Below are 19,025 nucleotides of genomic sequence, written 5' to 3'. Positions count from 1 at the left end.
GATCCGCGACAGTAGTACCCGCTCCTAGCGTGGACCTATGACCACGCCAGTCTGCACAAGCGCTTCGAAGGCCGCCGCGCCGGTGCCGTCGTATGCGCCCTACTCATCGTTTTCGTCGTATGTACGGGCGCGGGGGCCCGTACTGCTGCGTACCGCCCGCTCGCTCACCGCGAACCCGAGCGATGCCGAGGACCTGCTGCAGACCGCGCTCACCAAGACCTATGTCGCGTGGGAGCGGATCGAGGACCACCGGGCGCTCGACGGCTATGTCCGCCGTGCCCTGCTCAACACCCGCACCTCGCAGTGGCGCAAGCGCAAGGTCGACGAGTTCGCCTGCGACGAGCTGCCCGAGCCGGAGACGGTGCCCACGCCCGATCCCGCCGAGCAGCAGGCGCTGCACGACGCGATGTGGCGTGCGGTGATGAAGCTGCCGGACCGACAGCGCGCGATGGTCGTGCTGCGGTACTACGAGGATCTCAGCGAGGCCCAGACGGCCGAGGTGCTCGGGGTGTCGGTCGGCACGGTCAAGAGCGCGGTGTCCCGTGCGCTCGGCAAGCTCCGCGAGGACCCGGAGCTGTCGCCCGTTCGCTGACGCCACGCTGTCGCCCGTGCCCTGCGGCCACGCTGCCGCCACGCTGGTGGCGCGGTCGGCCCCGGGGCACCGCGCCGACACGGCAGGCCCGCGCCGCGTCGGCGCGCCGATGTGAGCTGATCCTGTGTGGCGATTCATTACCCCTGGGTAGTGACATACCGCGCGGTACGTGAGCAGAATCTGCACAACATTTAACTGCCACGTAGCGCTAGCGCCCACCGGGAGGACGCCGTGCTGAGCACCATGCAGGACGTACCGCTGACTGTGACCCGCATCCTTCAGCATGGGATGACGATCCATGGAAAGTCACAGGTCACCACCTGGACGGGGGAGGCCGAGCCGCAGCGCCGCAGTTTCGCGGAGATCGGCGGGCGGGCGGCCCAACTGGCCAATGCCCTGCGTGACGAACTGGGAATCGTCGGCGACCAGCGCGTCGCGACGCTCATGTGGAACAACGCCGAGCACGTCGAGGCGTACTTCGCGATTCCCTCCATGGGCGCCGTACTGCACACGCTCAACCTCCGTCTGCCCGCGGAGCAGCTGGTGTGGATCGTCAACCACGCCGCCGACCGCGCCGTCATCGTCAACGGCTCGCTGCTGCCGCTGCTCGCGCCGCTGCTGCCGGATCTGCCGACGATCGAGCACATTGTCGTGTCCGGCCCCGGTGACCGCGCCCTGCTCGCCGACGCACAGGCGCAGGTGCACGAGTACGAGGAGCTGATCGCCGGCCGCCCGACCACCTTCGACTGGCCGGAGCTGGACGAGCGCACCGCAGCGGCCATGTGTTACACCTCGGGCACCACCGGCGACCCCAAGGGCGTCGTCTACTCCCACCGCTCCCTCTATCTGCACTCCATGCAGGTCAACATGACCGAGTCGATGGGGCTGACCGACCGTGACACGACGCTCGTGGTGGTCCCGCAGTTCCATGTCAACGCATGGGGCCTGCCGCACGCCACGTTCATGACCGGCATCAACATGCTGATGCCCGACCGCTTCCTGCAGCCGGCGCCGCTCGCCGAGATGATCGAGCGCGAGAAGCCCTCGCACGCCGCGGCCGTCCCGACCATCTGGCAGGGCCTGCTGGCCGAAGTCACCGCCCACCCTCGGGACCTGAGCTCCATGAAGCAGGTCACCATCGGCGGTTCGGCCTGTCCCCCGGCGCTGATGGAGGCCTACGACAAGCTTGGTGTGCGGCTCTGCCACGCCTGGGGCATGACGGAGACCTCCCCGCTCGGCACGATGGCCCACCCGCCGGCGGGTCTGAGCGCGGAGGAGGAGTGGCCGTACCGCATCACCCAGGGCCGTTTCCCGGCGGGCGTCGAGGCCAGGCTGGTCGGCCCCGGCGGCGAGTTCCTGGCGTGGGACGGCGAGTCGGCCGGTGAGCTGGAGGTGCGCGGGACCTGGATCGCGGGCGCGTACTACGGCGGCGCGGGCGGTGACGACTTCAGGCCCGCGGACAAGTTCAGCGAGGACGGCTGGCTGAGGACCGGCGATGTCGGCGTCATAAGCCCGGACGGCTTTCTGACACTGACCGACCGTGCGAAGGACGTCATCAAGTCCGGCGGCGAGTGGATCTCGAGCGTCGAACTCGAGAACGCGCTGATGGCACACCCGGAGGTCGCGGAGGCCGCGGTCGTCGCCGTCCCGGACGACAAGTGGGGTGAGCGGCCGCTGGCGACAGTGGTGCTGAAGGAGGGCTCGAACGCCGACTACGAGACGCTGAAGGCTTTCCTCGCCGGGAGGCTCGCCAAGTGGCAGCTGCCGGAGCGGTGGGCGATCGTGCCCGCGGTGCCGAAGACGAGCGTCGGCAAGTTCGACAAGAAGGTGATCCGCAAGCAGTACGCGGACGGCGAGCTGGACGTCACCCAGCTCTAGCCGATGCAGGAGCCGCTGGCCGGTTGAAGAGCGAGGAAGGGGCGGCAGTCATGACTGCCGCCCCTTTTGCGCTACTTGATGCCTGTCAGTTCGTGCCGATTTTTGCCAGTAGGTCCACGATGCGGGCCTGGACCTCGCTGCTCGTCGAGCGTTCCGCGAGGAAGAGCACCGTCTCGCCGGACGAGAGCCGCGGCAGTTCCGCCTGGTTGAGGCCGGCCGAGGTGTAGACGACCAGCGGGGTGCGGTTCAGCTGGCCGTTCGCACGCAGCCAGTCGATGATCCCCGCGCGCCGGCGGCGTACCTGCATCAGGTCCATCACCACCAGGTTCGGCCGCATCTGGGTCGCGAGTGTGACCGCGTCCGTGTCCGCACCCGCCCGGGCGACCTGCATGCCGCGCCGCTCCAGCGTGGCCGTCAGCGCGAGCGCGATCTCCTCGTGCTCCTCGATCAACAGCACGCGCGAGGGGTGCTGTTCGCTGTCGCGCGGAGCCAGTGCCTTGAGCAGCACGGCAGGATCCGCGCCGTACGCGGCCTCCCGCGTCGCCTGCCCGAGGCCCGCCGTCACCAGCACCGGCACCTCCGCGGCCACGGCTGCCTGGCGCAGGGACTGGAGCGCGGTCCGTGTGATCGGTCCGGTCAGCGGGTCGACGAAGAGCGCCGCCGGGAAGGCCGCGATCTGCGCGTCGACCTCCTCACGCGAGTGCACGACCACCGGGCGGTAGCCGCGGTCGCTCAACGCCTGCTGTGTGGAGACGTCGGGCGCGGGCCAGACCAGCAGCCGGCGCGGGTTGTCCAGCGGCTCCGGGGGCAGTTCGTCGTCGACGGGCTGCGGCTGCGGCCGGTTGGCCACCTCGACCGCGCCGCCCGGACCGTCCAGCGGCTCGGGTCCCTCCGCGCCCTCGTCGGGCGCACCGATCGCGTACGCCCGGCCCTCGGCCTGGGAGGCGGGCAGCCGCGGCCCGTTCTGCGCGGGGGCCTGCGGGTGCGGACGCGCGGCGGGTTCGGGCCGCTCGCCGTCCGGCGGTGTGGCCAGCTTGCGGCGGCGGCCGGCGCCGAGCGTCTGGTTCTGCTGCTGGGCGATCTGCTGCGAGAACGGCACGCCCTGACCGAGCGTGCGCACGCTGAACGCCCGGCCCTGTGTCGAGTCGGCCGAGACCGGTGCCTCGGCGGGCAGGGGCTGCGCGGCGCGCGCGGCGACCGGCTGTGCCGGGACCTCGGCAGGCAGTGGCAGCGGCAGCGGCAGGGATACGGAACCGGTGTTCTGAACGGTCTCCTCCGCGCTCTCCACGGCGGCTTCGCCGTCCGCGGCGACCGAGTGCTGACCGGTCGAGTCATCCGCGGCGGTCGGCTGGCGGCCGCCCGAGGCGATCGCGGCGAGGCCGGTGCCCGAGGAGCCGTTCTCCGTCCATTCCGGCTGTGCGGCGGCGGGCACCTGCCCGGCCGCTTCCGGTGCCTGAAGGGTCTCCGGCGCCCGGCCCGGCAGCGGCTGAGCCTCTTCCCTGCGGGCGCGACGGCGGCCCGTCGGCACGGGATGCTGCTGCGGTGGCGTGTGGTGTTCGGTGCCCGGTTCGGTGTGTACGGCATCGTGCCGGCCCGGCAGCGAGGCGTCCGCCTCACCGGCCGTCGGCGGGATCGGCCGGATCCGGTCGGCCTCGGCCGGTGGAAGCGCGAACGCGCTGCGCCCGCTCTCCACCTCGGCCGGAGCTGCCGCCAGTGCCCGCCTGGCCCGGCGCCCGGCCGGCCGTGCGTCGGCCGGAACAGCGGAAGCGGCAGGTGCGGCAGGTGTGGCAACTTGCGCGGCGGACAGCTCGGGCAGCCCGCCCTCGCCGCCGCGCCGCCCCGCCGCGCCCGAACCCTGTGCGTCGACGGGCACGCCCTGCGGGGGCACCGCCTGGCCGAGCGCCGCGCGCCCGGTCGAGGCCGCGCCCTCCGCGGCCGTCACCACCGAACCCTCGGTCGGCTCAAGGGTCCCCGCGACAACGGCGGCAGCCGTCGTGGCCTGCTCGGCCGGGCTCGGCCGCCCGCGTCGCCGCCCGGTTCCGCCACTGCCCGAACCGCTCCCGGGACCGCTCCCCGAGCCGGCACGCGAACCCGAATCCTGGGCCGGGATCAGTTCCTGCTGCGGCTTCTCCGCATGGCCCCGGCGCCGCCCGGTCGGCTGCGCCGCCACGGGATCCTCCATGGCCACGGGGCTCTCCAGGAACGCGTCCGTAGAGGCTCTGCGCGCGCGCCGCCGCCCGCCGCCCCCGCCGGACGTACCCGGTGCGGATCCCGTCGGCTGTTCCGGCAACGCAAGCGCACCGGCCTCCGCAGGCGCACCGGTCTCCGGACCGGCCTCCTGCGACGCCGTCACGGTCCCCGCGCCCTCGCCGAGCGGCACCTCCAGGACGTACGCGCTGCCGCTCATCCCCGGCACCTCGTGCGTCTGCAGCACGCCGCCGTGCGCCCGTACGATCCCCCGCACGATCGGCTCGTGCACCGGGTCTCCCCCGGCGAACGGCCCCCGCACCTCGATCCGTACGACCTCACCGCGCTGCGCCGCCGCCACCACGACCGTCGAGTCCACGTACCCGCCGCCCGGGACCACCCGGGCCTTGCCGGTCGAGTCGACCCCGGCCACGTCCGCGACCAGATGCGCGAGCGCCGTCGCCAGCCGAGCTCCGTCCACCTCGGCCTCTATGGGCGGCGCGTGCACCGCGAACTGCGCCCGCCCGGGCCCAATCAGTTCGATCGCGCCCTCGATCCCGGCCGCGACGACCGCGTCGAGCAGCACGTTCGCCTTGTTCAGCTCTTCCGCGCCCGTGTCGAGCCGCTGGAAGCCGAGCACATTGTCGACAAGCGTTGTCATTCGGGCATAACCGGCAGCCAGATGGTGGAGGATCTGATTCGCCTCGGGCCACAGCTGCCCGGCCGGGTCGGCGGCCAGCGTGCCCAGTTCGGCGCGCAGTTCCTCCAGCGGCCCGCGCAGCGACTCGCCGAGCACGGCCGTCAGCTGGGCATGCCGGGCGGCCAGCTCCTCGTACCGCTCAGTGCGCCCCTCGATCTCGGCCGCGTACCGCTCCGACCTGTCCGCCAGCTCGGCCGTGAGCCGCTCGGTCGTCTCCTCGATCTCGGCCGTGAACCGTTCGGTCGTCTCCGTGAGTTCCGCCGAGTGCTGCTGCTCCAGCTCCTCGTACGGACGCCGGTCGGTGAAGGTCATCACCGCGCCGACGAGCTGGTCCCCGTCCCGTACCGGCGCGGTCGTCAGATCGACGGCCACCTTCGAACCGTTCTTCGCCCACAGGACCTGCCCGCGCACCCGGTGCTTGCGGCCGGACTTGAGCGTGTCCGCGAGCGGTGATTCCTCGTACGGGAACGGCTCGCCGTCCGCGCGCGAGTGCAGGATCAGCGGGTGCAGCTCCTGGCCGCCCAGGTCGCTCGCCCGGAACCCCAGGATCTGTGCGGCGGCCGGATTGACCAGGACGACCCGCCCGTCGGTGTCCGTACCGACGACGCCCTCGGACGCGGCCCGCAGGATCATCTCGGTCTGCCGCTGCGAACGCGCCAGCTCCGCTTCGGTGTCCACGGTGCCCGACAGATCCCGTACGACGAGCATCAGCAGCTCGTCGCCGGTGTATCCGGGGGACGAGGCATAGGCCTCGTGCCCGTCCTCAAGGCTGGCGCTGGTCACCTCGACCGGGAACTCGCTGCCGTCCGTGCGCCGCGCGACCATCCGGGCCGGCTTGGTGCGGCCCCGCTCGTCCGCGGCTTCGGGTCGCCGCATGGAGCCTGGAATCAGCCGAGAGTCGAAGGAGGGCAGCAGATCGAGCAGCCCGCGTCCGACGAGGGCGGTGCCGGGCGTCTCGAAGAGTTCGAGGGCGATGGTGTTGGCATTGACGACCGTGCCATTGCAGTTGACGAGCACGAGCCCGTCCGGAAGGGCGTCGAGTATGGCTGCGAGGCGAGCAGCGCCTCGGGATGGCCTGCTGCTCACGACGACGCTTCCTCCCTGACCTACTGCATATTGCGGACGGGCCGGTCCCATCTTGCTCCTCGGACTTCAGCCTGTCACTGGAGGGAGTCTAAAGGCAGCGGATGCGGACGCGACGGCGGATGAGGGGGAGCTCTCACCAATGTTGTGTGCACACGGCGCACGCCCGGGCCTATGACCTGGTGTTCGGCAGTACCGGTTCGATCGTCCGCCAGCGCGAGATTTCACAGCCGTTGGTCCGGCTGAAGGTGGAGTCGACGCGCCGCCCCTGCCAGGTTCCGGTGACGTGTGCGGTGGCCGGCCCGCCCATCTGCTCGGTGCACATCTGGTCCTCGGGCACCGGCGCGAAGGGGTCCTGCCTCTCCCGCGCAAGCTGGTCCAGCCGGTCGCACGCGGCCTGCGCCGTGGGGTGCGTCCCGCTGGCGGGCCCGCACGCCAGCTCGTACCGTCCGTCGGTCCGCCTGTTCCCGGTCTCAGAGACGATCACGGTCAGTTTGTCCGGCGCCTTCAGCAGCGGAAGGGGTGCGGCGGCGGCGGGCAGGGCGGCGCCGAGCGCGGCGAGGGACGCGGTTGCGGTGAGGACGAGGTGGCGCAGCATGGGTGCTCCTGGAGCTGGAGAGTCACGGGGTTCTACTGGGACCGAGAGGCCCCGCACTCTCTAACGCTCGTTGCGTCCGGGCGTTGCGCAACCGGACTGTGCTCTTCGAGGGACGTCTCCCGGACCGGCCGGACTCCCGGAGGGGCCGGACTTTGCTCTGTGGCCCACGTCCCTAGTACCGTGGGCAGCGATTGGTGACACCCCGCTGGGCTGTGTCATCATCTGCACGCACCACTCGCGCCCGCGCGGGTGTGCTGGAGGCGTCGCCTAGTCCGGTCTATGGCGCCGCACTGCTAATGCGGTTTGGGTCTTAAAGCCCATCGAGGGTTCAAATCCCTCCGCCTCCGCCAGTTGATCACCGAAGCCCCGTCCTGATGGTCGGGGCTTCGGTCGTTCCGGAAGGTGTTCTCAAGGCGTTTCTGCGGCGTTTTCGCAGGTCAGGATGGGTTTGGTTAACGGATTTCACCTGACGGCGCGGGTCATGTAATGTTGTTCCCGCAACGCCGACCAGGCAGAAAAGCCCGGGACGCCGAGCACTCGTAGCTTAACGGATAGAGCATCTGACTACGGATCAGAAGGTTGCAGGTTCGAATCCTGCCGAGTGCACAACAGGCCAGAGGCCCTGTCGAGAGATCGACAGGGCCTCTGGTTTTTGCGTTGACGGCGGTGGTTGACGGCAACCACTTCTGGATCACGGCGATCACTCCAGCTGTGCCGTCATCGCCGTCCGGCCGTGAGCGCATTCACGCAGTGGCTCGCAGCTGGACGTGGGCACGGGAGTGATCGCGTTGAGAAGTCATCAAGGTGCGCCGTTCTCGTGAATCCCAAGCCCGACCCGAGGTCCTGAGCATGGCTCCCGCTCGGGAAACGGTTGAATCGTCGGCATGACCAAGAGAGACGTCGCGGCCCTGTTCGGAAACCGCTTCCTGACCGAGCCCGCTCCCTCGGAGACCTTCCCCGAGGAGGGCATGACCGCGACGGACACCATGAGGCTGCTGGATGAGGACCTCGTCATGGAGGGCGACCCGCAGCGCAACCTCGCCACGTTCGTCACCACCTGGATGGAGCCGGAGGCGCAACGGATCATCGCCGAGAACCTCCACCGCAACTTCATCGACCACGCGGAGTACCCCATCTCCGCCGAGATCGAGCAGCGCTGCGTGCGCATGCTCGCCGACCTCTTCCACGCACCGGGCAAGACCACCGGATGCCGGACCCAGGGCTCGTCCGAGGCGATCATGCTCGGCGCGCTGTCGCTGAAGTGGAAGTGGCGGGAGCGCCGCCAGGCGGCCAGTCTGTCGGTCGACCGGCCCAACCTGATCTTCGGGGGCGACGTCCACGTCGTGTGGGAGAAGTTCTGCCGCTACTTCGACGTCGAGCCGCGGATCGTGCCGCTTGCCGAGGACAAGTACACGATCGGCCCGGAGGACGTGGAGCCCCACATCGACGAGAACACGATCGGTGTCGTCGCCGTCGTCGGCACCACGTTCACCGGCCACAAGGACGACGTCGTCGGGATCGACAAGCTCCTGCGGGACATTCGCAAGGAGCGGGACCTCGACATCCCGATCCACGTCGACGGCGCCAGCGGCGGCTTCGTGTGGCCCTTCCTCTATCCGGACTCGAAATGGGACTTCCGGCTCGAGCAGGTCCGCTCGATCAACGTATCGGGACACAAGTACGGCCTGGTCTACCCCGGCATCGGCTGGCTGGTCTTCCGCGAGGAGTCCGACCTGGCCAAGAACCTCGTGTTCTACGAGAACTACCTGGGCAAGACCGACGCGACGTTCACGCTGAACTTCTCGACCGGCGCGTCGATGGTGCTCGCCCAGTACTACAACTTCGTGCGGCTGGGTCGTCAGGGCTACACCTACGTCATGGAGACGATGCAGAAGAACGCCCGCGCGTTGGCGGACAACCTGCGTAGCAGCGGCCGCTTCGAAGTGATCGGCAGCGACCTCGAGCAGCTCCCGCTGGTCGCTTTCCGCCTCGCCGGCAAGCACGCCTACGACGAGTCCGACATCGCCTGGCAGCTCTCGGCCGAGCGCGGCTGGATGGTGCCGGCGTACACGCTCCCGCCCAACGCGGAGCGGGTGAAGATCCTGCGTGCCCTGGTCAAGGAGACCCTGAGCCGCGAGCAGATCGAGCGTCTGACCCAGGACATCGCCGACGCGTGCAACACCTTGGACCACAAGGGTGGGACCACCGAGGTCGAGCGGGCCCAGATCAAGCGCGGCACCGGTTACTAACGCCCGCAACCGGCACCCTCAGGGGCGGGCGACGAAGTCGCTCCCGAGTGCGCGCAGACCAGGTGAGCCCGAGAGCCTCGCCCCGGCGCAGGCCGGTCGACACGAGCAGCAACCACAGGGCACAGAGGGGGTGGGGCCGGGCGGTGCGGCGTTTCGGCACCGAAGCCGAAGCCTGCGAGTACCTCTACGACACGCTCACGCAGATACCCCCTCCCTCTTCAGGGACGGCGGAGCCCCTGGAGAAGCTCCTCGCTAACGCCGATGAGATCCAGCGGCAAGCGTGGGAAGACTTCTATGGTCGCCGTAGGTCGGCTGACGATGGTTGACTACGGGGCGTCCACCGCGAGACAGGTGAAACACCCAGGGGCACCCGGCCGTGGGCAGCTGTAGCCGACCTCGGTCTCTGCCGGGGAGCGACGGTGGTTGCTGTACAGCAGCGAAGTACGGCAACCCCAGCAACCGGCCATGACCGGTGGGAACCTGAGAGACCGAACGGCGGCCTCTATGGCCCCCGTTGACCGGTCTCTGCAGAGCTACGGATCAGAAGGTTCCCGAACCGGCCGCCAGCTGGGCGGCCAGGGTGCTTCCTGCAGGTCCGTCATCTCGGCGACCTGCAGGCTCCTTCTTGCGTGCAGATAGAACTCAGCCCGCGCAGCCCTGTAGTCGCTGAAGGCCTTTGCCCACGTCGTGGTGTCTCCCGGCTTTCTCCCGCGGGCCAACCACTCAAGGTGCCAGAGGCTGCGGTTGAGTGCTCGTACCGCGTCAGCGGTACGAGCATCGGCCAGCAGGCTCATGGGTTCCACCATGGCTGATCGTCGGCGCTCGGCGGTTGCTGCTTGTTCCAATACGTCATTGGTCGACTCAAGGGGCGCCGGGTGATCTGTCAGGTCGCGGCCGGCGGCCAATCGCAGGTAGTAGCTGGCGCATTCCTTCACTGCATGGCCGTAGTCGCTGTATGCCTGAAGCAGGCGCTCGTCCCAACGTGTTGCCTGCTGCCTGCGCCATCGACTTCGCTCGGTCAGCGCGCCAGCGGCGTACGACATTACGCCGCCAACAACCACCCCGACAAGTGCGGGCAGTTGGTCCGCGAGTCCGCTCACTTGCCCCCCATCTGCTCGGCCACTCGGCACTCATACCCATGCTCAAGCTGCCAACCTTCATGGGCTCACAGATTTGACCTGCGGCGGACCGTCTGCGGGCCGTGCAAGGCTGCGCGGCAGTGGCCGACGATGACGTATGACGCCCCCTCAGAACCGCCCGGACCTGAAGACTTCGTCGAGCAGGGCGCACCTTGCAGATGGCTGGCAAACAGAGGTGGTCGCACGCCCCGTTGCGACCGTCTGTCGAATGCCTGTCGAGGTAGGCCGGATCGGCGGCACGTTCGACGTGAGCGTGCAGGTCACGCACCTTGGCGGCCTAGAGATCCAAGCGCCTTCCGATCGCTTGCTCAGTGAGGAGCTCAGCCGTCCCCGTGCTTGGGGTGTGCCCGCGTGCCGCCGCCCGGCAACGGTGGGCGCTGACTTAGCCAGCGAGCGCCACCAGCGCAGCGAACAGCCGTAAAGGGTGCTCTGGGCTTCGGCGGCTGCTGCCGAGAACATGCGTGCTCAGAGGCCATCTCATTCGGCTGCTGCGACCGCTTTCACGAGGAAGCCAAAACCTCCCCGGCCATGACCTGGGGAGGGTTGGGGAGCAGTGACGCAAGGTTGTCCCGGACGAAGTCCGCCGCCCTCGAGACCGATTCCGCGGCACCGGCCCGGTCCTGGAAGACGCTGGTCGAGACCATCACTCCGTCCCCGGCATCGACCCAGTAGTAGGCCACGAAGCCTGACACCTGGCGCATGAGCGGCACGAACCCCTCGTTCACGCGGCGTCCCGCCTCAGCCGGATCTGTCACCCCTTCGTACCGCCGGACTGCTGCGTACATCACCGAGCTCCTCGTGGGGGTCAGGGTTTGAATTCTGCTGAGACGTCATACCCCCGCATCGGCTGTCCGGCTCATGTGTCACCCGTCAATCACCTGAAGGGCCGCGTCAGGTGATCCGAACGGCGTTGGGCCTCTTGCATTGCCCGTACAGCAGCGAAGTACGGACAGCGGCGAAGTACGGACAGCGGCCGCCGCCAACCGCAGGTCACATCGAGCGGCGCGGCAGCCTCCGCTGAACGTTCCGTCCGGACGGACGGGGCCTTCGACGTGCCCTGTGCCGATTGGGCGTGGGCCGGGCGTGACGTTTCTTGATCGGTTTGCGCTGTGTTTCAGCAGGGCCGGTACGGCCGGTCCACGGATCAAGGAAGGAGCGCATGTGCGCTTCACACACGCTGCGTTGACAGTCGGGCTCGCGGTTGCGACGAGCCTGTCACTTGCGGGGACCGCCAGCGCGGGGGGAACGGTGGGGGCGGGCCGGATCACCGCCACGGACTACTCGGCGGGGTCGCCGGCCACCGTCGCGCTGGACCCGGCGACCGGCTCCGTCACCACCACCTTCGCCCAGGCCGCGCAGGACGGGGTCCTCTCGCCCAAGGGTTCCCGGGTGGCGTACATCCAACGCCGGGACACGTGCATACCGCAGGCCGAGGGCTGCATGTACGCCCGCGACCTGGTGATCGCCGACACCGACGGCAGCGACCGGCGGGTCCTGGCCGAGGGCGTCCAGCCCGAAGACGCCACCGCGCCGTACGTCGGACACCCTGACTGGTCCCCGAGCGGTAAGCGGATCGTCTATGACAGCCCACGCGGCCTGGAGTGGATCGCCACGGACGGCACCGGTGCTGAGGTGCTCACCTCCGGCAGCCACGGCACGTTCTCCCCGGACGGCCGGAGCATCGCCTTCCTGAAGGCCACCTCGTACGAGACGCCCAGCGGCTGGGAGTACGGCTCCGACGTCTACATCCTGGACCTGGCCACCCGCGAGGTCCGCGCCGTCACAACCGACCACCAGGCCTTGTCGACGCCCGCCGACTGGTCCCCCGACGGGCAGCGCGTCGTCCACTCCACCGGGCACGGTCTGCGCATCACGGACGTCGCGACCGGCGCCGCCACCGAGCCGCAGTGGCCGATGCCCCTCTCCAGTATCCAGAACCCGGTCTTCGCCCCCGACGGCAACCGGATCGCCTTCACCGCCGTCGACGACTTCGCCGGCACAAGTGGCGTCTATGTCGTTGACGCCGCCGATGGCGGGAACCTCCGCGTGCTCACCGACCGGCCCGTGAGCATCACGGACTGGCTGGCCAACTAGGGTCGCAGGACCCCGGCCCCGGCCGGCTTCGGCGGCCGTCCGTCCCGGTGGGCGTGCGGCCGCCGACAGTATGATCGGCGCATGATGTCACGAAGGGTCAATGCCGCGTAGGTCCCCGCATGCGCTTCGGGTCAGGCCGCCCGATCGCCAAAGCCGCAGTCGGATCAGCACGTTGCTCATCGGCACTTGCCCTGGGCCACCTGTATGCACTGCCACGCACACGTACCTCTTTGTCGACGGCCTCGACTTGATCGCGCGCAGCGACAGCAGGGTTGTGGGCATGCGTCCGGAGCAGCTTCTCCGGCCCGGCGGACCGCTCTACCCGACGGATGCCGCCCGCAGTGTCGGCCTGGCGTCTCGGGAACATTCCGAGTGGGGCTCTTTGGGGCTCCGCGTCCGAGTGCGACTACATGGTGAAACGGCCGTTTGGAGCGAGTTGATGTATCCGGACCGCCACCACAGGGTGATCGAGGAGGTCCGCTTCCACCTGGGGCAGTATCTGGGCGAGATCGAGCGAGCGTACTCCGTCGAGAAATCGACGGGGCCTCTGGCCTTTGGCCTTTGCTCCGAGGGTGGCTGACGGCAACCGCCCTCGCGGGTCCCCTCGTCAGCCGCCGTACCTTTTGGCCGACTCGTCCTCCTGTGCGAGGCGTCGCAGCGCCAGGAGTGCCGGCTCCAGCAACACGGTCAGCAGCAGGGCTCGTTCGGCCTGTTCCAGGGGGTCGGTGGTGTCGTCCAGTTGATCGAGATCGTGGGCGGCGGTGCGCTCGGCGAGGGTTGCGTAGGGGAGAAGGGACCGCCAGTCGTAGTCGACTCCGAGTGATCGCAAGGTCTCCAGGGTTTCGGCGATGACCCTCTTGGCCGGGGCGTGTTCCGAGACCTGCCAGCCCATTTCCGTCAGCAGCGCATCCGCGTCGGCGATGCCGGGCCGGTCGTCCTCCTCCTCGGACGCGGACGCGGACGCGGACGCGGACGCGGACTCGGGCTCCGGCTCGGTGACCGGTCGGGCGCCGAGGACGAGGCCGAGCACCTGGTGGGTGTCGGCTTCGTGCTCGGACACCGCACTCAGCAGCTCCCTTGTGGCGTTGACCGACAACCCTCGTACTCCGATGAGGGCGCGGATCAGCCGGAGGCGGCGTACGTGCGACTCCTCGTACTCGGCCTGGGTCGCGGCTGTCGCCCGTCCGGGCGGCAGCAGTCCCTCCCGGAGGTAGTGCTTGATCGTCGTGATCGGCACCCCGCTGCGGCGGCTCAGCTCGGAAATTCGCACGGTTCCCACTCTCGTCTGGCTATTAGAGAGTGTCACTCTCTAATATGGATAGTGTCACTGCCTATCCATGAAGGCGAGAAGTGTCATGCCCACACTCCCTTGGGTCACCCCGAACCCTGCCCCACCAGGCGCTCAGGCCTTCGTCATGGCCTCCCGCTTCGAGGTGCGCTCCCTCGGGGACGTGCCGCGTTTCTTCTGGAAGTCGCTCGCCGCGTGGCGGCAGGTGCGGTCCGCGCCGGGAGCCTTTGGTGCTTCCCTCATCGCCCAGCCGACGAAGCGCGTCTTCTTCACGCTGTCCGCGTGGGAGAGCCGGGACGCCCTCTACGCGTACGCGAGGACCGAGCCGCACCGCGGGATCATGGCCGGGCTGCGCGCGACCATGCGCAGCTCGACCTTTACGTTCTGGGAAGTCCCGGTGGAGCAGTTGCCGATCGGCTGGGACGAGGCCAAACGGCGTATCGCGGAACAGGCGCGGATCGACGGCGGAGCCTGACGTCGGGTGCTCGTGCCGGCCCGTCTGCGCCGAGCCTCGGCGGCGGCGAGTTCCGGCCACAACTGAACGGGTGTTCAGCCCATTGCGGGTCGCCGCCGGCGTAACCACGGCCGCGGTCCGTGCGCTCCGGTAGCGTCCCCGTATTCGGCCGGAGGTGTGTGTATGGCGTGGCGGTGTGCGGGGCTCGGCTGGCCCCGCGGGACGCGGATGCCCGTGCTCGAGTGGGAGGGCGGGCGGATCAGTCCGCTCACCACCGGGAAAGAGCTGGGCTTCCAGGCCGAGGGGCAGCGGCGGTGTGTCGGAGCGCGGGGGAATCCCTGCCCCCTGCGGGCCGTCGTGTCCGGGCGGGCGACACAGGCGCGGTGTACGGAGTGTGCACGGCTGGACCGGGCGCACTCGGTGGCCGCCGACACGATCGCCGACGACCCGCGGACGTACCGCGTGTATCTCGCCTGGTTCGGTCCTGGCATGGTCAAGGTAGGGATCACCGCCGAGGAGCGCGGCGCGGCGCGGCTGCTGGAGCAGGGGGCCGTGGTCTTCAGCTGGCTGGGGCGCGGGCCGCTGATGGCGGCGCGGCGGACCGAGGAACTGCTGCGTACGGCGCTGGGCGTGCCGGACCGGATTCCGTACGCCGACAAGCGGGCGGTACGGGCCGCGCTGCCGGGCGCGGTGGAGCGGGCAGCGGAGATCGAAGAGCTGCACCGGCGCGCGGTCGGCCTTGGCGGGTGGGCGGAGTCGCTGGAGCGGATGGACTTCGAGGCGGTCGATCACGCCGAGGTGTTCGGGCTCGAGGGGCTGCCGGCCGCGACCGGGGTGGTGCGCGAGCTGGTGGACGGCGGGGTGGTCGCGGGGTTGCTGGTGGCGGCCGCCGGGCCCGATCTGCATCTGCGGACGGCGCGTGACGGTCTTGTCGTGGTCGATACACGGCTGATGACCGGATGGGCGCTGGTGGGTGCCGAGTGCGATGCAGGGGTGACGGTGCCTCTCACCGAGAAGGGCGCTCCCGGCGCAGTGCAGGACGGGCTCTTCTGACGGCTGATTCCGGAGGGTCTGCCGATTCGTGCGACCCGAAGGTCAAATGTTGGATCCCGTATGGATCCCTTCGAGCAATGAGTCTGGACACCTCCGTGACCGGGAACGGAAGGTGAGTGTCATGAGCATCAAACCTGTCGCGGCACATGAACCGCCCTACTACACCGTGGTCTTCACCTCGGTTCAGACGGAGCGGCCCGAGGGATACGGCGAGACCGCCGAGCGCATGAAGAATCTGGTGGAAGAGGTCCCCGGGTTCCTCGGGTACGAGTCGGCGCGGACACCCGGCGGGCTCGGGATCACCGTCGGGTACTTCAGGGACGAGGAAGCCATCGCCACCTGGCAGCGGAATCTGGAGCACCAGGCCGCGCAGAAGCGCGGACGGGCCGAGTGGTACGAGAGCTACAGCGTCCATGTCGGCAAGGTCGAGCGGAGCTACGGTTTTGAGCGCGACTGACGGGACTGACGGCCGGACCGAGAGCTCGAGCGACAACGAGACGGCGGACGTACGGAGGTTCTGGGAGCGGCTCCGGCTGCCCGGCCTCGTCGACATCCACACGCACTTCATGCCGGAGCAGGTCCTCAGGAAGGTGTGGGCCTACTTCGACGCCGCCGGACCGCTGACCGGCCTGGAGTGGCCGATCACCTATCGGCATGAGGAAGAGCGACGGGTCGCTCTGCTGCGCGAGTTCGGGGTGCGCTCCTTCACCTCGATGCTCTATCCGCACAAAGCCGGGATGGCCGCCTGGCTCAACGGCTGGGCGGCGGAGTTCGCGGCGCGCACACCGGACTGTGTGCATACGGCGACCCTCTTCCCGGAGGACGGCGTCGAGCGCTACGTACGAGAGGCGGTCGAGACCGGCGCGCGGATCTTCAAGTCGCATCTCCAAGTGGGTGCGTACGACCCCAATGACGCGCGGCTCGATCCCGTCTGGGGGCTGCTCGCCGAGGCCGGGGTCCCCGTGGTGATGCACTGCGGATCCGGGCCCGCGCCCGGCAAGCACACCGGGCCCGAGCCGGTGGGCCGGCTGCTCGCGCGGCACCCCCGACTGCGGCTGGTGGTCGCGCACATGGGAATGCCGGAGTACACGGACTTCCTGGATCTCGCCGAGCGGTACGGCGAGGTGCGACTGGACACGACGATGGCTTTCACGGACTTCAGCGAGCGGTTCGCGCCCTTCCCGGAGCGGGAGAGGGCACGGCTCGCCGACCTCGGCGACCGGATCGTGCTGGGCACGGACTTCCCCAACATCCCGTATCCGTACGTCCATCAGCTCCACGCGCTCGAAGGCCTCGGGCTCGGGGACGACTGGCTGCGAGCGGTCTGCTACGAGAACGGCGCCAGGCTGTTCGGTCTTCCGCACTCCTAGCGCATTCTCAGGAAATTCACAGGAAGGGGAAAGGACCTTCTCAGGGCGGGGTCGCAGGGTACGAGCATGACCGCGACCTCGCCCCATGGGCGTACCGAAATGCTCAGGCCGGACGGCAGCCCCGTCCGCGTACTCGTCGTGGACGACGAGACAGCGCTGAGCGAGCTGCTGTCGATGGCCCTGCGCTACGAAGGGTGGGAGGTGCGCAGTGCCGGCGACGGCGCGGGCGCGGTGCGCACGGCACGCGACTTCCGGCCCGACGCGGTGGTCCTGGATGTGATGCTGCCGGACATGGACGGTCTGGCCGTGCTGGGGCGGCTGCGCCGCGATCTGCCCGAGGTGCCGGTGCTCTTTCTGACCGCCAGGGACGCGGTCGAGGACCGGATCGCGGGGCTGACGGCGGGCGGCGACGACTATGTCACCAAGCCGTTCTCGCTGGAGGAGGTCGTGGCCAGGCTGCGCGGGCTGATCCGGCGGTCGGGCGCGGCGACCGTACGGAGCGAGTCGATGCTGGCGGTCGGCGACCTGACGCTCGACGAGGACAGCCATGAGGTCAGCCGCGGCGGGGACTCCATCCATCTGACGGCGACCGAGTTCGAGCTGCTGCGCTTTCTGATGCGCAATCCGCGGCGCGTGCTGAGCAAGGCGCAGATCCTCGACCGGGTGTGGTCCTACGACTTCGGCGGCCAGGCCAATGTGGTCGAGCTGTATGTCTCGTATCTGCGGAAGAAGATCGATGCGGGGCGGCCGCCGATGATCCACACCAGGCGCGGTGCCGGGTATCTGATCAAGCCCGGTGAGTAGCTTGAGCGGTTTGAGGGGCCGCAGATGGTCGCTGCGGACCCGGCTCGTGGTCTCCGCGGTGACGCTGATCGCGGTGGTGGCGGCGATGATCGGAACGGCCACGACGATCGCCTACCGCACCTATTTGTACGGCCAGTTGGACATCCAGCTGCGCAACGTCGCGATCCGGGCCGCGGGCCCGCCGGACATGGGCGGCGGGCGATCGCCCATCGATACGCTGTCCAAGGATCCGCTGGGCTTCGTCAACGGCGGCGGTATGCCGGTGGGCACCGTCGGCGCCCTGGTCGCCGAGGACGGCAGCATCGACCGGGGTGTGGCCAGCACCGAGCAGGGGTCGGAGGGTCTCGCGCCGCAGGCGAGTGCGCTCACCGTGGCGCAGGCCGAGGGCCTGGCGGAGGTACCGCGCGACCGCAGTGAGCACACCACGGAGCTGGCGGGCCTGGGCGAATACCGGGTCAAGTACATCACCGGGAGCCGCGGTTCCTTCCTGGTCGGGCTCCCCACGCGAGAGCTGCAGGACGCGCTCGGCACTCTCGTTGTGGTCGAGGTCTGTGTGACCGGCGCCGGACTGATCGCCGCCGGGATCGCCGGCGCCGCCCTGGTCGGTGTCGCGCTGCGGCCGCTCCGGCGGGTCGCCGCCACCGCCACCCGGGTCTCCGAACTGCCGCTGCACAGCGGTGAGGTGGCCCTGCACGAGCGGGTCCCGGCCGCCGAGGCCGATCCCCGGACCGAGGTCGGGCAGGTCGGCGCCGCGCTCAACCGGATGCTGGGGCACGTCGGTTCGGCGCTCGCGGTGCGGCAGGAGAGCGAGACACGGGTGCGGCAGTTTGTCGCGGACGCCAGCCACGAGCTGCGTACGCCGCTGGCGTCGATCCGCGGGTACGCCGAGCTGACCCGGCGCGGACGGGAGGAGGTCGGCGCGGACACCCGGCACGCACTGGGGCGGATCGAGGCCGAGGCGACCCGGATGACGGGCCTGGTGGAGGACCTGCTGCTGCTCGCGCGGCTCGACGCCGGACGCCCGCTCTCGTACCAGAGCACTGATCTCTCCCCACTCGTCGTGGACGCGCTCAGCGATGCGCGGGCGGCGGGCCAGGACCACAAGTGGCTGCTCGAGCTGCCGGTCGAACCCGCGACCGTACGCGGCGACGGCGCCCGGCTCCATCAGGTGCTGGTCAATCTGCTGGCGAACGCCCGTACCCACACGCCGGCCGGCACCACTGTCACCGCGCGGGTGCGTGTCGGCGGGCCGAAGGTCGTGCTGGAGATCGAGGACGACGGGCCCGGCATCCCGCCCGAGCTGCAACCCCACATCTTCGAACGGTTCGCGCGCGGCGACGCGTCCAGGTCCCGGGGCGCCGGAAGTACCGGTCTCGGCCTGGCGATCGTGCAGGCCGTCGTCACCGCGCACGGCGGCACCGTGACGGTGTGGTCCCGGCCCGGTCACACCGTCTTCGCGGTGGAACTGCCCGCCGTGTACGACTCACAGACGGGGCACAGGCGCATCACACAGATGTGACAGCGCGCCCGCCGAGT

15 protein-coding genes and 2 tRNA genes are annotated in these 19,025 nt (G+C 69.7%); 12 read left to right on the top strand and 5 right to left on the bottom strand.

Going from position 1 to position 19,025, the window contains the following annotated elements; genetic code table 11:
• Nucleotides 1-37 precede the first annotated feature (37 nt).
• Both OG735_RS20715 and OG735_RS20710 read left to right on the top strand, forming a co-directional pair.
• Nucleotides 38-592, top strand: a complete 555-nt coding sequence (locus OG735_RS20715; protein ID WP_327324663.1) for a SigE family RNA polymerase sigma factor — start codon at nucleotides 38-40, stop codon at nucleotides 590-592.
• A gap of 231 nt (nucleotides 593-823) precedes the next feature.
• A complete protein-coding gene (locus OG735_RS20710; RefSeq protein WP_327324662.1) occupies nucleotides 824-2,470 on the top strand; it encodes a long-chain fatty acid--CoA ligase in 1,647 nt (548 codons plus the stop codon).
• An 85-nt stretch (nucleotides 2,471-2,555) separates the two neighbouring features.
• Here OG735_RS20710 and OG735_RS20705 read toward each other — a convergent pair whose 3' ends face one another.
• Nucleotides 2,556-6,443 (bottom strand): PAS domain-containing protein, encoded by a 3,888-nt coding sequence (locus tag OG735_RS20705; protein ID WP_327324661.1) that lies wholly within the window; start codon nucleotides 6,441-6,443, stop codon nucleotides 2,556-2,558.
• A 169-nt stretch (nucleotides 6,444-6,612) separates the two neighbouring features.
• Nucleotides 6,613-7,038 carry an SSI family serine proteinase inhibitor gene (locus OG735_RS20700; RefSeq protein WP_327324660.1) on the bottom strand — a complete coding sequence of 142 codons (426 nt, stop codon included), beginning with the start codon at nucleotides 7,036-7,038 and terminating at the stop codon, nucleotides 6,613-6,615.
• A 256-nt stretch (nucleotides 7,039-7,294) separates the two neighbouring features.
• On the opposite strand from OG735_RS20700, the gene OG735_RS20695 reads away from it, so the two are divergent.
• The 3 genes from OG735_RS20695 to OG735_RS20685 all read left to right on the top strand — a co-directional run bounded on the left by OG735_RS20695 (nucleotide 7,295) and on the right by OG735_RS20685 (nucleotide 9,287).
• A tRNA-Ser gene (locus tag OG735_RS20695) sits at nucleotides 7,295-7,388 on the top strand.
• 183 nt (nucleotides 7,389-7,571) lie between these two features.
• Nucleotides 7,572-7,644: transfer RNA gene (locus OG735_RS20690), tRNA-Arg, on the top strand.
• A 278-nt stretch (nucleotides 7,645-7,922) separates the two neighbouring features.
• On the top strand, nucleotides 7,923-9,287 hold the full coding sequence (locus OG735_RS20685; protein ID WP_327324659.1) for a glutamate decarboxylase: 1,365 nt from the start codon (nucleotides 7,923-7,925) through the stop codon (nucleotides 9,285-9,287).
• A gap of 533 nt (nucleotides 9,288-9,820) precedes the next feature.
• On the opposite strand, the gene OG735_RS20680 is transcribed toward OG735_RS20685, so the two are convergent.
• The gene (locus OG735_RS20680; protein WP_327324658.1) at nucleotides 9,821-10,387 is read right to left on the bottom strand and encodes a hypothetical protein; all 567 of its coding nucleotides are present in this window, start codon (nucleotides 10,385-10,387) and stop codon (nucleotides 9,821-9,823) included.
• A gap of 539 nt (nucleotides 10,388-10,926) precedes the next feature.
• Nucleotides 10,927-11,211, bottom strand: coding sequence for a hypothetical protein (locus OG735_RS20675; protein ID WP_327324657.1), 285 nt, complete (start codon nucleotides 11,209-11,211; stop codon nucleotides 10,927-10,929).
• A 376-nt stretch (nucleotides 11,212-11,587) separates the two neighbouring features.
• Here OG735_RS20675 and OG735_RS20670 point away from each other — a divergent pair, with 376 nt between their 5' ends.
• Nucleotides 11,588-12,520 carry a TolB family protein gene (locus tag OG735_RS20670; RefSeq protein ID WP_327324656.1) on the top strand — a complete coding sequence of 311 codons (933 nt, stop codon included), beginning with the start codon at nucleotides 11,588-11,590 and terminating at the stop codon, nucleotides 12,518-12,520.
• Between the two features lie 607 nt (nucleotides 12,521-13,127).
• Here the strand turns inward: OG735_RS20670 and OG735_RS20665 are convergent.
• Nucleotides 13,128-13,790: a MerR family transcriptional regulator gene (locus OG735_RS20665; protein WP_327324655.1), complete on the bottom strand. Its 663-nt coding sequence runs from the start codon at nucleotides 13,788-13,790 to the stop codon at nucleotides 13,128-13,130.
• Between the two features lie 85 nt (nucleotides 13,791-13,875).
• Here OG735_RS20665 and OG735_RS20660 point away from each other — a divergent pair, with 85 nt between their 5' ends.
• From OG735_RS20660 to OG735_RS20635, 6 genes are all read left to right on the top strand, one after another.
• Nucleotides 13,876-14,283 (top strand): DUF3291 domain-containing protein, encoded by a 408-nt coding sequence (locus OG735_RS20660; protein ID WP_327324654.1) that lies wholly within the window; start codon nucleotides 13,876-13,878, stop codon nucleotides 14,281-14,283.
• Between the two features lie 162 nt (nucleotides 14,284-14,445).
• Entirely contained in the window at nucleotides 14,446-15,315 is an 870-nt protein-coding gene (locus OG735_RS20655; RefSeq protein WP_327324653.1) for a DUF2797 domain-containing protein, read from the top strand.
• Between the two features lie 121 nt (nucleotides 15,316-15,436).
• Nucleotides 15,437-15,772: an antibiotic biosynthesis monooxygenase family protein gene (locus tag OG735_RS20650; protein WP_327324652.1), complete on the top strand. Its 336-nt coding sequence runs from the start codon at nucleotides 15,437-15,439 to the stop codon at nucleotides 15,770-15,772.
• Nucleotides 15,759-16,685: an amidohydrolase family protein gene (locus OG735_RS20645; protein ID WP_327324651.1), complete on the top strand. Its 927-nt coding sequence runs from the start codon at nucleotides 15,759-15,761 to the stop codon at nucleotides 16,683-16,685. The genes OG735_RS20650 and OG735_RS20645 overlap by 14 nt, the downstream gene beginning before the upstream one ends.
• A 66-nt stretch (nucleotides 16,686-16,751) precedes the next feature.
• Complete coding sequence (locus OG735_RS20640) at nucleotides 16,752-17,489, top strand: response regulator transcription factor (RefSeq protein WP_327324650.1); 738 nt, start codon at nucleotides 16,752-16,754, stop codon at nucleotides 17,487-17,489.
• A gap of 1 nt (nucleotide 17,490) precedes the next feature.
• Complete coding sequence (locus OG735_RS20635) at nucleotides 17,491-19,008, top strand: sensor histidine kinase (RefSeq protein ID WP_327324649.1); 1,518 nt, start codon at nucleotides 17,491-17,493, stop codon at nucleotides 19,006-19,008.
• The last annotated feature ends 17 nt before the right edge of the window (nucleotides 19,009-19,025 follow it).

The sequence above is a fragment of the Streptomyces sp. NBC_01210 genome (assembly GCF_036010325.1).
Classification (GTDB): Bacteria; Actinomycetota; Actinomycetes; order Streptomycetales; family Streptomycetaceae; genus Streptomyces.
The sequence above is the reverse complement of the archived record's forward strand: the minus strand, read 5'-3'. Positions and strand labels throughout refer to the sequence as shown.

Coding starts and splice junctions, on each gene's coding strand:
- OG735_RS20715 (WP_327324663.1), top strand. CDS start 38: ATGACCACGCCAGTCTGCACAAGCGCTTCGAAGGCCGCCGCGCCGGTG.
- OG735_RS20700 (WP_327324660.1), bottom strand. CDS start 7,038: ATGCTGCGCCACCTCGTCCTCACCGCAACCGCGTCCCTCGCCGCGCTC.
- OG735_RS20685 (WP_327324659.1), top strand. CDS start 7,923: ATGACCAAGAGAGACGTCGCGGCCCTGTTCGGAAACCGCTTCCTGACC.
- OG735_RS20675 (WP_327324657.1), bottom strand. CDS start 11,211: ATGTACGCAGCAGTCCGGCGGTACGAAGGGGTGACAGATCCGGCTGAG.
- OG735_RS20660 (WP_327324654.1), top strand. CDS start 13,876: ATGCCCACACTCCCTTGGGTCACCCCGAACCCTGCCCCACCAGGCGCT.
- OG735_RS20655 (WP_327324653.1), top strand. CDS start 14,446: ATGGCGTGGCGGTGTGCGGGGCTCGGCTGGCCCCGCGGGACGCGGATG.
- OG735_RS20650 (WP_327324652.1), top strand. CDS start 15,437: ATGAGCATCAAACCTGTCGCGGCACATGAACCGCCCTACTACACCGTG.
- OG735_RS20640 (WP_327324650.1), top strand. CDS start 16,752: ATGACCGCGACCTCGCCCCATGGGCGTACCGAAATGCTCAGGCCGGAC.